This window comes from Methylobacterium goesingense (assembly GCF_022179225.1).
GTDB lineage: Bacteria > Pseudomonadota > Alphaproteobacteria > Rhizobiales > Beijerinckiaceae > Methylobacterium > Methylobacterium goesingense.
In genome coordinates this window covers 1-12,561 of sequence record NZ_BPQL01000111.1, presented here as the reverse complement: position 1 = coordinate 12,561, position 12,561 = coordinate 1, and the positions used below count along the sequence as shown (strand labels likewise).

Here is a 12,561-nt window from a genome sequence, read left to right as displayed (position 1 = left end):
GCGGCCAGCGCCAGGGCCGTGACGAGGGCACCCAGGGCCAGGGGGGGCAGGGCCAGCAGCAGCCGGCGGGCCAGGTACGAGCGGGGCCGATCCAGGCCCGGCGTCGCGATTTTCGCCGGACCCGGGATTTCAGCCGCCGGGGCGTCGTGCGACAACCGTTGAGACTCGAGGCTCTGGGGCATGGGATGCGGCGAACTCGAAGGAGGGGTGACACCGTGATCCGTCACCGGAGCCAGCCGGCGAAGGGGAACCGATGGGCGAAGGCAAGGGGCTCGATGAACCCGGATGCACCGAATTCCCCTCGCGGCGGCAGACCCTGCGAACCACGCTGAGCGTGGCCTTGGGGATGGTTCTGCCTAGCGCGCACGATCTGAATGCCGCCCGAACGGAGGCCGCCCCGAATCCCGCGGCAGCCGACCCCATAACATTCGACGGCCTGCGGGCGAAGGCGCGCACCCTCGCGGCCAATCCGTACCGGCCACCGCCGGAGGACCTGCCCCCGGCCCTGGCGGGCCTCTCCTACGACGGCTACCGCGCCATCACCTTCCGCCCCGGTGCGAGCCCGCGCCTCGGCCGCCACTTCTCCGCCCAGCTGTTCCATCGCGGCTTCCTGCAGCGCAAGCGCGTCGACCTGTTCCTGCAGCCGCGCCAGGGGCCAGCCCGGCCGATCGCCTATGCGCCGGACCTGTTCGACCTCGGCTCCGACCTGACGGGACAGGCCTTCGCCCCCGATCTCGGCTTCGCGGGCTTTCGCCTGCACTACGCCTTCGATGCGGGGGCGCCCGCGAACCAGGAGGAGTTCCTGGTCTTCCTCGGCGCCTCGTACTTCCGGCTGCGGGGCTTCGGCCAGGAATACGGCCTCTCGGCGCGGGGGGCCGCGATCCGCACCGGGGGACCCGGCGCGGAGGAATTTCCCGACTTCACCGCCTTCTGGATCTGCGAGCCGGCGGAGGACGCCCGCACCATCGAGATCCTGGCGCTCCTCGAATCACCGAGCCTGACGGGCGCCTACCGCTTCGCGGTCACGCCCGGAGACCCCTCCGTGATGGCGGTGCAGGCCTCCCTTCACCCGCGCGTCGCCCTCGACCGGCTCGGGTTGGCGCCCCTGACCAGCATGTTCCTGCACGGGGCGAACGGGCCGGGCGCGCGCGGCGCCGAGCCCTTCGACGATTTCCGGCCCCAGGTGCATGATTCCGACGGGCTCGCGGTGGTCACGCGCGGCGAGCGGCTCTGGCGCCCGCTCACCAACGGGCGTTCCCAGCCGCAGATCTCGGCCTTCGGCACCGATCCCCTGGAGGGCTTCGGCCTGCTCCAGCGCGAGCGCGACTTTCCGGCCTATCTCGATGTGCAGGCCCGGCACGAGGCGCGGCCCGGGCTCTGGGTGACGCCGGAGGAGGGGTTCGGGCGCGGGGCGGTCCAGCTCTTCGAGATCCCGTCCCGGGAGGAGTACATGGACAACATCGTGGCGGCCTTCGTGCCCGCGGCCCCCGTGCCGGCCGAGGCGGAACGGGCGCTGCGCTACAGCCTGACCACGGTGGATGCCGAACCGGTGGCGACCGTGCCCGGAACCCTCGCCCGCGTGGTTTCCACCCGCGTCGGCTCGGCCGAGCGCCTGCGCCCAACCACGCCGCCGAGTCCCGGGCGGCGCCTCTACGTCGTGGATTTCGAGGGACCCGGCCTGCCCGCCGACCGGTCTGCGCGGTTGAGCGCCGACGTCTCGGCCAGTGCCGGCACGATGGTCGATCCGGTGGTGGAGTTCGTGCCCCAGACCGGCGGGTGGCGCCTCTACGTGGAATGGCGCCCGCCCGCGTCGCCGCCGGCCGGAGACGTCATCCTGCGCGCCCGCCTGAGCCGGGACGGCACGGTGCTGACCGAGACCTGGGACAGCCCGGCCTGACGGCCGGGGGTCGAGCGGGACGAGCCGCCGCCGCGCCGCAGCGACGGCGGCCCTTCGATGCCGGGTGGGACGCGGCGGGCCGCGCCACGCGAGCCGGACTCAGTTGCAATCGTAGTTCTGCCCGTCGAGCGGACGGGCGCCGAGGGTGAGCGCGTAGGTATCGATCGAGGAGATGACGCGCGCCTGCGAGACGGGCGGTTTCGTGAGCATCGTGATCCCGAAGGCGGCAGCCGCCATCGCGCATGCAATGCCAAGCGTCGTCAGCGAACGCATGGGAGCCTCCATTGACATGGGTGCTCTGAACACTTCGTTGTGGCCGAGCCTGCGCAGGATTATTTCGATTCGCCGGCTCCGACAATGCGCGAATATTGATATTTATGCAAAATCTGTACGATGATCGAAGGATTGACATCCGAATGCTTGGGGTGTCCGGCCGTGGCTCGCGAGGTCCGCATGACCGGACCGGGACAGACGCGAGCGCTCCGGGTCCGTTCGGGTGCGCGGCGAGCCGCCCGCCCGGTTTGACCATCCGGCGCGGCGCCCTGTAGACAGCCCGGCCTCCTGGGAGAACCCGCATGGCCGCCATCAATACGAGTCTCGCCGCCGAGCTTGGCGTCGCGGAATGGCAGGTGAAGGCCGCGGTCGACCTCCTCGACGGGGGCGCGACGGTGCCGTTCATCGCGCGCTACCGCAAGGAGGTCACCGGCACCCTCGACGACACGCAGCTGCGCAATCTGGAGGAGCGCCTCGCCTACCTGCGCGATCTCGAGGCGCGCCGCGCCGCCGTGCTGGAGGCGATCGACGCGCAGGGCAAGCTCGAGCCGGGGCTGAAGGCCCGCATCCTCGCCGCCGAGACCAAGGCGCGGCTGGAGGATCTCTACCTGCCCTTCAAGCTGAAGCGCCGGACGAAGGCGCAGGCCGCCCGCGAGGCCGGGCTGGAGCCCCTCGCCGAGGCGCTTCTGACCCGGCCCGACCAGGGGCCGGAGGCGGCCGCCAGGGCCTACGTTGATGCGGTCAAGGGGATCGCCGACGTAGAGGCCGCCCTGGAGGGGGCCCGGGCCATCCTGATCGAGCGCTTCAGCGAGGACCCGGAGCTGGTGGGCGGCTTGCGCGAGACCGGCTGGCAGCGCGGCCGGATGGTCGCCACCGTGAAGCCCGGCAAGGCGGCCGCGGGCGAGAAGTTTTCGGACTATTTCGACTTCGCCGAACCCCTGACGAAGCTGCCCTCGCATCGCATCCTCGCCCTGTTCCGGGGCGAGAAGGAGGAGGTGCTCGACCTCGCCATCGCCGACGCGGTCGGGGAGGAGCCCGCCAAGGGCCGACCTGGATCGCAGGAGCTGCGCATCGCGAAAACTTTCGGCATCCGCGACCAGGGCCGGCCGGGCGACGCCTTCCTGATGGAGACGGTGCGGCGCGCCTGGCGCACCCGCCTGAAGCCCGCCACCGACACGGACCTGCGGGCCCGTCTCTGGGCGGTGGCGGAGGCCGGCGCCGTCACGGTCTTCGCCGGAAACCTGCGCGACCTCCTGCTCGCCGCACCCGCCGGGGCGCGGCCGACCCTCGGCCTCGATCCGGGCTTCCGCACCGGCGTGAAGGTCGCGGTGGTGGACGCCACCGGCAAGGTGGTGGCGACCGACACGATCTACCCGCACGAGCCGCGCCGCGACTGGAACGGCGCCCTGATCGCGCTGGCCAAGCACTGCCGGGCGCATGGTGTGGAACTCGTCGCCATCGGCAACGGCACCGCCTCGCGGGAGACCGACCGGCTGGCGGCCGAGCTCATCGCCAAGCAGCCCGAGCTCAAGCTCACCAAGGTCATGGTCTCGGAGGCCGGCGCCTCGGTCTACTCGGCCTCGGCCTATGCCAGCGCGGAACTGCCCGACCTCGACGTCTCGATCCGCGGCGCCGTCTCGATCGCCCGGCGCCTGCAGGACCCGCTCGCCGAACTCGTGAAGATCGAGCCCAAAGCCATCGGCGTCGGCCAGTACCAGCACGATCTCGCCGAGGGGAAGCTCGCGCGCTCCCTCGACGCGGTGGTGGAGGATTGCGTGAACGGCGTCGGCGTCGACGTGAACATCGCCTCGGCGCCGCTGCTCGCCCGCGTCTCGGGCCTGACACCGCGGGTCGCGTCCAACATCGTCGGGCATCGCGACGCAAACGGCCCGTTCCGCAGCCGTGCCGCCCTCAAGAAGGTGACGGGCCTCGGCCCCAAGGCCTACGAGCTCGCCGCCGGCTTCCTGCGCATCCGCGGCGGGAGCGACCCCCTCGACGCCTCGGGCGTGCACCCGGAGGCCTACCCGGTGGTGCGCCGCATCCTCGCCGCCACCGGCCAGCCGATCCAGGCCCTGATCGGCAACACCGGCGCTCTACGGAGCCTGGACCCCAAAAAATTCACCGACGCGACCTTCGGCCTGCCCACCGTCACCGACATCTTTTCCGAGTTGGAAAAGCCCGGCCGCGACCCGCGCCCCGCCTTCAAGACCGCGACCTTCCAGGAGGGCGTCGAAAAGATCACCGACCTGAAGCCCGGCATGCGCCTGGAAGGCGTCGTCACCAACGTGGCCGCCTTCGGCGCCTTCGTGGACATCGGCGTCCACCAGGACGGCCTCGTCCACATCTCGATGCTGGCCGACCGCTTCGTCAAGGACCCCCGGGAGGTGGTGAAGCCCGGCGATGTGGTGCGGGTGCGGGTGGTCGAGGTGGATGTGGGGCGTAAGCGGATTGCTTTAAGTATGAAGGCGGGGGAGGGCGGCGAACGCACAGTTTCCGATGTGGACACGCGGATGAACTTATCTGTGTTGGCGCATGTTTCTAAACCGAATGGAAGTTTAGCTGACGCTCTTCAGCGGGCTGCGGCCGCGAAACGGAAGCGCTAACCGGGAGCAGGTTGCAAAGAGTTTAAAATGGTTGTACACAAGTGATGTTTTGTTGCGCCACTCGAAACCATATCGATCTTATTTTACAACGATAGTAACGACCTTGATCGTTTCATGCATAGGGCAAATTGATGGCCTCAGAAAATCTCAAGAATTTCTTCAAAGTGAAAGCGTTTCATCCGAATTGGACGGGGGCACTTCTAATTTCGGAGAACGACGATGAGATCCAGCACGAAGGAACTAATTCTCTTGGTAAGTATAATATAATAGATAACACTCTTTATGTTGAGTGGATGTATTATGGGCAAGAAAGTTATAAGCTAATTCAAGGAAGCTATTACCACGAGCAATTGGTTTCAAATTTAACAAGAATTTATGATATAATATTTTTGGAAGGCGCGGGAGCCCCAATTAAACTTGCGAAAATCTCGATTTATATACCAGAATATCCATACGAAGTTACTTTAAGAATTGGCACTAGTGACGTTCATACTTTCCACCAAGTATTTCTTGGCAAAGAGTATGACTCTTCGCATCTTCCAGAAAAAGTGAATCGAATTGTTGATTTGGGAGGAAATATAGGGCTTGGATCAATATTTTTCGCCCTTCGTTATCCTGACGCAAAATTGCTAGTCGTTGAACCGGATCGAAATAATTTTGCTTTGTTACAAGAAAATATCCGTGCATTGGGAGAACGTATCGAAGCGCATCAAGCAGCCGTATGGATTCGAGATGGCTTGATAAATTTTCATACTGAAACGAACGACGGTCGGGACCTTGAAGCTTGGGGCGGACAGGTTTCGGAAGAATCGGGATACAAGAGTCGGCCCACTGTGTGTTATAAGTTGAAGACTTTGCTCGATAATTCCGGATTTGATACGGTTGATATATTGAAAGTCGATATCGAAGGGGCTGAACTGGAGCTCTTTTCTCAGGAAGCAGAAACTTGGCTTGATCGCATCAAATTCATAATTGTAGAGACCCATGATCGATTTCGCTCGGGCTCAGAAGCCGCCGTTCGAACAGTTCTAGCCAATCGTTTTCAAGAGTTGCCGCCACTGGGTGAAAACCTAATCTTCGTTAGACTACCGATCGCTTAGTGAGTTTCTTGAATTACCTCTGGCCTGAGAAGCTGTCTGATAAGGGGCTGAAGCTAGGGTAAGTGGACTGGATGGTGTAGCGCGCGAGAGGCGGAAACCTCATTTGGACCGACAAAGTGGTCCCCCCAACACTTGGTGGCGGCATAGCCGTGTTAGCTGCGGCTACGGAAGATGTCACCAACATGGTCTGGGGCGCGCGCGCCACTAATGATGCCGGACCCGGCACCGTGCGGCTCCTGCCAGTCTCGGCAACGCGGTTGATCCTGAACGCTATCTTCTACGCGCTTCGCGGTTGCATCGCGTGGCGGATGATACCCAAAGACTTTCCGCCGCTTTCGACCACCTACGGGTACTTCGCTCATTGGCGTGACGGGGCTGTTTAGCCAGATCAACTACACGTTCATCATATCCCACTGTAAGCGGGTGGGCGGTCAAGTAACTTCGCCGACGGCTGCGGTCCTCGACGGTCAAAGCATCAAGACTACCAAGCTTGGCGGCTCGCGCACAATTACGATGCCGGCCAGAACTCTAAGGACCGAAGTCGATCCAGACCGGCACGTCCTCGTTCCTAATCCGTAACCACGCCATCAGGACCGTGATGGGGTCGGGTAGGCGCTACTCATGTCGTTTCGGGCTTTCCTCGACGCCGCTGCTGTCCTAGTCCTAGGACGAATGTTCAAACGAGCTCCATGACTTACCTAATCTCAGCGATGGATACCCACTCGGGTTGATAGGGTTCCAGTTGGGGAATAAGGACTTCTAATCTTTTAATTGCAGCAGATATGTTGGCGAAAGGCACATCAACGAGCTGCCATGGGGCATAATTCCACCACTCTAGTTCAAGCAACGCTGCGATTTGCTTTGGATCAAACCGGAAACCTTTGATTTCGGCGGGGTTGCCGGCTACGATAGCGTACTCAGGAACATCTTTGACCACTACGGAATGACCGGCAACGACGGCCCCATGACCCACCTTTACCCCTTGGGCGATGAACGCACCGTGGCCAACCCAGACGTCGTGTCCAATGATAGTTTGCCTTAGTAGGTCGGGCGTTGTTCTCGAGTTTCGGACTTCAATCGGCCCAGGGCTACCCGGGCGGAACGCATGATACTTGTCAGCGTCTTTAAAATCGGCGCCAACGCCGAACATTCCTCCGCCGTAAGCATAAAAGAAGGGGCTCGTACTCATCCACGAAATGGGATGTGCTCCTCGGCCGACTTGTATCATCTCGCCCATGGAGACGTAGCGGCCAACGACTGTTTCCGATAGATAGCCACTGACGCCGTAACTGAACGCGCCCAGCTTCGACGCGTGCATGAGGTCCAAACGCTTCAACCCACAGGGCGGCTCGAAAAGCGCTGTGCCTGAAACATGATCTTTGTTTGCATCAAGATGGCACTCGACACCTCTTGAGGCGAGAGCCGCAATCAGATCCGACGTAATTCTGATCACTGATTGATCCTCAAACCACTCGCGACGTGATTCCTGACGGCCTCATTCGTATCCATCTGATGACCGAATTCGCCTGCGAGTTCGATTGCATATTTTAATATCATGCTAACGCATTTCATCTTGTAGTCCGTCATTTGCGTATACCTTAATTCCCCCCCAAGGTATTCGATAGGATTGTTCGACATGATTTGAGTGTCGGGATGTGGATGAAAGAAGCCTTCGCTGTTTAGTAGATCCGCGGGCCTATTCATCAAAATCTCAAACGGAGCAATGTAATGCGATCCCGTTCCTGCCGAAACTTCCTTGGATCCGGCTGCTGTTATCTTTAGTCGTCCTATGACCCACTTATAGATGTCGTGCCACCCGGATCGCCTCGGGTAATGCGCCAGGACGATGTTCGGCTCCTGGACTGTCTTGAACGGCCCCCCTACTCGTTGTGCGCTGTGATTTCCAGCGTTGATCGTGATATTACGATCTGTCCTGACAAAGATCTTCAGCACATCGTGGGGAACCGTGTGGCGCCAAACCATTCTCTTTGGCACAACAATTTCGTCGGCGTTATCGGTCGCTGCGTCCATATAATTGACCAGGCGGACTTGAATACCATCGACCTCAGGAGCAACATTTTGGAGATATGAATTAAGTGACGATGCTATTCCGCGCGTGTCAACAAACTCATCCGCATCGAAAAAGACAACCCAATCGGCACCGAAGGTGTCACGCGCATAATCAAAAAGAAAAGTGTTCCTGTTTGCTTCATCGAAAATGACGCATTTTCGCTCGATAAGACTGACGGGAAGCCCTTCAGTAATAAGATTCTTCACAATTTCCGCGGTTCGATCATGACTGCCATCGTCTAGCACAATCACACGATCCATCTGAGCGAGGTGATGTCTAACGACAGCTTCGATGATATCGTCTTCATTCAAAGTTCTTACAACGCCAGCAATAATCATCTTCTTAAGTCTCGATCGATTTGACATTTTCACGTTGTTTTCGGGCTTAGCACGTTGTGTAAGATCTCGCAACCACTTTCGATTAATCATAGTATTTGTCCAGTTTATTAGGCTGAAAATACAATATAGACTATCTCGCTGCGGGCTTCTAAAATTAAAATGATCACCAAAAATACTAGAAATATATCTGCGATTATTGCTATTGCTATAGATCTCGGATTCTGCCGGAGATTTCCTAATGCTATAATATTCAAGTTTGACTTGAGTTGATCAATGAAAAAACGGCAGCGTGTGCGGAGCATACAACCCGAAACCCAGCAGCGCCAACCCGGCCACACCCAGCAGCCCGCCGCCCACCACCAGCGCGAAGATCCCCGTGATCACCTCGGCCGAGGCGAGCACGATGCCGATCTGGAAGGCGGCTGAGGCGATTTCATAGTGGTGGTAGCGGTGGAGGGCGAGGTCGCGCACCTCCTGGGAGTGGCGAGCCTTCTCGGCCAGTTCCTTGCGGCCCTCGCCGGTGGCGGGCTCGCTGTCCCAGCGGGCCAGGGTCTTGGCCCACTCGGCGCGCTTGGCCTTGACCGCCTCGGAATTGGCGACCTCCGGCGGCAGCAGCGCCAGGGTCTCGTCGGCGGTCTTTAGGACGGTCCCTCGGATTGTGCGGGCCTGGAAATAGGCCCACTGGTTGGAGGCCTCGACATTGGCGCCCAGCGCGTCCGTCTGCGCGCCCTTGGCCAGGGTCTCGGCCAGCGCCAGGAACAGCGCCAGCACCGAGATCAGCAGCGCCACGCGCTTGTTGGAACTACCCCCCGCCCCGTGACCACCCGACATGCTGCTCGCCCTCGTTTCGACGGCGGCAGTCACACCCGATCATGCGCGTGAGCGCAAGGGGTTCCCGTCAGTTCGGGAAGACGTGGCCGCCGATGATCCGCAGGCCCACGGGGCTGCCGGCGGCGAAGCGGTTGGTGTCGGCGGCCTCCACCACCACGGTCTTGCCCTCGGGCCGGTCGACCTCGATGCGCTGGCGCCCCTGCGTCCGGTAGGACGAGCGCACCACGCCGTGGAGATGGGCCTCGCCGCCCTCGGCGAACTGGAGCTGCCAGGGCCGGGCGTAGAGCTTGATCGGACCGACGAGTCCTTCGGGCGCCCGCACCGGTGTCAGGCGGCCGTCGACGCGGACCGCGCCGCCCTGCGCGATTGCTTCGACCTCGATGGTGTCGCCAAGGAACTTCAGCACGGTGGCGGAGACCGGCGCCTCCTGAACCTCGTCCGGCGTGCCGACCTGCTCCAGGCGGCCCTTGTCGAGCACCGCGACCCGGTCGGAGAGCTCCAGGGCCTCGTCCTGGTCGTGGGTGACGAAGATCGTGGTCTGGCCGGTGCGGTCGTGGATCTCGCGCAGCCAGCGGCGCAGGTCCTTTCGGACTTGCGCGTCGAGGGCGCCGAAGGGCTCGTCGAGCAGGAGTACGCGGGGTTCCACCGCCAGCGCCCGTGCAAGCGCGATGCGCTGGCGCTGGCCGCCCGAGAGCTGGCTCGGATAGCGGTCGGCGAAGCCCGAGAGCTTGATGAGGTCGAGGAGGTCGCCGACCCGGCGCTTGATCTCGGCCTTGGCCGGGCGCTCGGAGCGCTTCCGGGCGTTGAGCCCGTAGGCGATGTTCTCGGCGACGCTCATGTGCTTGAACAGGGCGTAGTGCTGGAACACGAAGCCCACCGCGCGTTGCTGCACGGGAAGCCGGGTCGCATCCTCGGCCCCGAACACGATGCGGCCCGCATCGGGGAAATCGAGGCCCGCGATGATGCGCAGCAGCGTGGTCTTGCCCGAGCCCGAGGGGCCGAGCAGCGCCAGCAGCTCGCCCGCCCGCACGTCGAGGGAGAAGTCGTGCAGCACGGCCGCCGTGTCGAAGGTCTTCGACAGGTTCTCGACGCGGATGGCGGTGGAGCCGCCCCGCTCAGTGTCCCCGGGCACCCGCGGCGATCTCGTCGGCGTAGCGCCATTCGAGGACGGATTTGAGGAGGAGGGTGACGAGGGCGAGGCCGGCCAGGAGGGAGGCGACGGCGAAAGCGGCAACGAAGTTGTACTCATTGTAGAGGATCTCCACGTGGAGCGGCAGCGTGTTGGTGAGGCCCCGGATGTGGCCGGAGACCACCGAGACCGCACCGAACTCGCCCATCGCGCGGGCATTGCAGAGGAGCACGCTGTACAGGAGGCCCCAGCGGATGTTGGGCAGCGTCACGGTGCGGAAGGCATGCCAGCCGGAGGCGCCCAGCGTCAGCGCCGCCTCCTCCTCCGCCGTGCCCTGCTCCTGCATCAGCGGGATGAGCTGGCGGGCGACGAACGGGAAGGTGACGAAGATGGTCGCCAGCACGATGCCCGGCACCGCGAAGATGACCTGGACGTCGTGCTCGAGCAGCCAGGGGCCGACGAGCCCCTGCGCCCCGAAGACCAGCACGTAGATCAGCCCCGAGACCACCGGCGAGACCGAGAACGGCAGGTCGATCAGGGTGACGAGCAGGTTCTTGCCCCAGAACTCGAACTTGGCGATGGCCCAGGAGGCCATGATGCCGAAGACGAGGTTGAACGGCACCGCGATGACGGCGGTCAGCAGCGTCAGCCGGATCGCCGCATGGGCGTCGGCCTCCGTGAAGGCGGCGAGATAGGCGGCAAAGCCCTTGGCGAAGGCCTGCGCGAACACGGTGAGCAGCGGCAGCACCAGGAACAGGGCGAGGAACAGGATCGCGATCCCGATCAGCAGCCAGCGGATCCAGCGGCCTTCCGTGACGACGCTGGCGGGCCGGGCCTCGGCGAGGGCGACGGGTGCGAAGGTCTCAGACATAGCCGAATCTCCGCCGGCTCCAGGCCTGGATCAGGTTGATGGCGAGGAGGGTGAGGAACGAGATGCCGAGCATGATCGTGGCGATCGCGCAGGCGCCGCCGTAATCGTACTCGGACAGCTTGATGACGATGAGGAGCGGCGCGATCTCGGAGACGTAGGGCAGGTTGCCGGCGATGAAGATGATCGAGCCGTATTCGCCGACGCCGCGGGCGAAGGCGAGGGCGAAGCCCGTGAGCACCGCCGGGATCAGCGGCGGCAGCACCACCCGCACCAGTGTGTGGACGCGCCCCGCCCCGAGGGTGGCGGAGGCCTCCTCGATCTCCTTGTCGATCTCGGCGATGAGCGGCTGCACGGTGCGCACCGCGAAGGGCAGGCCGATGAACACCATGGCGATGTAGATGCCCACCGGCGTGTAGGCGGCCTCGATGCCGATCCGCGCCAGCTGCGCCCCGACGAGACCGTTGGGGGCATAGAGGGCGGCCAGCGCGATGCCCGCGACGGCGGTCGGCAGGGCGAAGGGCAGGTCCACCACCGCGTCGACGATTCGGCGGCCGGGAAAGCGGTAGCGCGTCAGTACCCAGGCGATAAGGAAGCCGAACACCGAGGCGGTGAGGGCGGCGAGCAGGGACACGCCGAAGCTGACGCGGAGCGCACTGGCCACGCGCGGATCGGTGGCGACCTCCCAGATCCCCGAGAGGCCGAGCCCGGAGGCCCGCGTCACCAGGGCGGCGAGGGGCAACAGCACGATCAGGCCGAGGCAGGTCAGGGTGTAGCCGAAGGCGAGCCCGAAACCGGGGATCACGCTCGGGCGGAGGAAGCGCCGTTTGGCGCGCGTGGGCGCATCGGTGCGGATGGGCGGGGCCATGCTGGTGTCCTGCTCAGGTCTCGGCCCCCTCCCGGTCGGGGGAGGGGGAACGCGGGAGGGCGCGTCAGCGCCCCGCCTTGCTCAGCTTGTCGAACAGGCCCCCGTTGTCGAAGTTCTTCTTCTGGATCTCGTCCCAGTCGCCCTGCAGGTCCTCGATCTTGAACAGCTTGAGTTCGGGCAGTTGCGCCAGATCCTCGGGCTTGGCCGCCGCGCGATTCAGCGGGCGGTAATGGTGCTTGGCGAAGATGGCCTGTGCCCGGTCGGAATAGAGGAACTGGAGATAAGCCTCGGCCTGCTTGCGAGTTCCCTTCTTGTCGACGTTGGCGTCGACCAGGGCGACCGGCGGCTCGGCGTAGATCGAGGTCGGCGGCACGACCACATCGAACTTGTCGCGGCCGAATTCCTCGAAGACGAGATAGGCCTCGTTCTCCCAGGTGGGCAGCACGTCGCCGAGGCCGCGCTGCGCGAAGGTCACGGTGGAGCCACGCGCGCCGGTGTCGAGGACGGGGACGTTCTTGTAGACCTCGCCCACGAAGGCGTTGGCCTTGTCGGCGTCCTTGCCGTCGCGCTCGTAGGCGTAGCC

Annotated in this window: 12 protein-coding genes and 1 pseudogene; 4 read left to right on the top strand and 9 right to left on the bottom strand. The window is 63.5% G+C overall.

What is annotated here, in order from left to right; all coding sequences use genetic code 11:
• Positions 1-182, bottom strand: a 182-nt coding sequence (locus MFF30_RS18785; RefSeq protein WP_238280997.1) for a hypothetical protein, incomplete at its 3' end; no start/stop codon positions are given.
• A gap of 239 nt (positions 183-421) precedes the next feature.
• On the opposite strand from MFF30_RS18785, the gene MFF30_RS18780 reads away from it, so the two are divergent.
• Complete coding sequence (locus MFF30_RS18780; protein WP_238280999.1) at positions 422-1,897, top strand: OpgD/OpgG family glucan biosynthesis protein; 1,476 nt, start codon at positions 422-424, stop codon at positions 1,895-1,897.
• Positions 1,898-1,996: 99 nt separating this feature from the next.
• On the opposite strand, the gene MFF30_RS18775 is transcribed toward MFF30_RS18780, so the two are convergent.
• Positions 1,997-2,170: a hypothetical protein gene (locus MFF30_RS18775; protein WP_238280996.1), complete on the bottom strand. Its 174-nt coding sequence runs from the start codon at positions 2,168-2,170 to the stop codon at positions 1,997-1,999.
• A gap of 302 nt (positions 2,171-2,472) precedes the next feature.
• Between MFF30_RS18775 and MFF30_RS18770 the strand changes: the two genes are divergently transcribed.
• The 3 genes and pseudogenes from MFF30_RS18770 to MFF30_RS26230 form a co-directional block, all read left to right on the top strand.
• Positions 2,473-4,773, top strand: a complete 2,301-nt coding sequence (locus tag MFF30_RS18770; protein ID WP_238280995.1) for a Tex family protein — start codon at positions 2,473-2,475, stop codon at positions 4,771-4,773.
• Between the two features lie 131 nt (positions 4,774-4,904).
• A complete protein-coding gene (locus MFF30_RS18765) occupies positions 4,905-5,873 on the top strand; it encodes an FkbM family methyltransferase (protein WP_238280994.1) in 969 nt (322 codons plus the stop codon).
• 207 nt (positions 5,874-6,080) lie between these two features.
• Positions 6,081-6,418, top strand: a pseudogene (locus MFF30_RS26230) (transposase); the annotation flags it as partial.
• A 149-nt stretch (positions 6,419-6,567) separates the two neighbouring features.
• Here MFF30_RS26230 and MFF30_RS18760 read toward each other — a convergent pair.
• The 7 genes from MFF30_RS18760 to MFF30_RS18730 all read right to left on the bottom strand — a co-directional run.
• Positions 6,568-7,326: a CatB-related O-acetyltransferase gene (locus MFF30_RS18760; RefSeq protein ID WP_238280993.1), complete on the bottom strand. Its 759-nt coding sequence runs from the start codon at positions 7,324-7,326 to the stop codon at positions 6,568-6,570.
• Positions 7,323-8,282 (bottom strand): glycosyltransferase family 2 protein, encoded by a 960-nt coding sequence (locus MFF30_RS18755; RefSeq protein ID WP_238280992.1) that lies wholly within the window; start codon positions 8,280-8,282, stop codon positions 7,323-7,325. The genes MFF30_RS18760 and MFF30_RS18755 overlap by 4 nt, the downstream gene beginning before the upstream one ends.
• Before the next feature lie 270 nt (positions 8,283-8,552).
• Positions 8,553-9,113 carry a DUF4337 domain-containing protein gene (locus MFF30_RS18750; protein ID WP_238280991.1) on the bottom strand — a complete coding sequence of 187 codons (561 nt, stop codon included), beginning with the start codon at positions 9,111-9,113 and terminating at the stop codon, positions 8,553-8,555.
• Positions 9,114-9,180: 67 nt separating this feature from the next.
• The gene (locus MFF30_RS18745) at positions 9,181-10,245 is read right to left on the bottom strand and encodes a sulfate/molybdate ABC transporter ATP-binding protein (protein ID WP_238280990.1); all 1,065 of its coding nucleotides are present in this window, start codon (positions 10,243-10,245) and stop codon (positions 9,181-9,183) included.
• Positions 10,229-11,113, bottom strand: coding sequence for a sulfate ABC transporter permease subunit CysW (gene cysW / locus MFF30_RS18740; protein ID WP_238280989.1), 885 nt, complete (start codon positions 11,111-11,113; stop codon positions 10,229-10,231). The genes MFF30_RS18745 and cysW overlap by 17 nt, the downstream gene beginning before the upstream one ends.
• Complete coding sequence (gene cysT / locus MFF30_RS18735) at positions 11,106-11,966, bottom strand: sulfate ABC transporter permease subunit CysT (RefSeq protein ID WP_238280998.1); 861 nt, start codon at positions 11,964-11,966, stop codon at positions 11,106-11,108. The genes cysW and cysT overlap by 8 nt, the downstream gene beginning before the upstream one ends.
• 76 nt (positions 11,967-12,042) lie before the next feature.
• The coding region (locus MFF30_RS18730) for a sulfate ABC transporter substrate-binding protein (RefSeq protein WP_238280988.1) at positions 12,043-12,561 on the bottom strand (519 nt) is incomplete at its 5' end.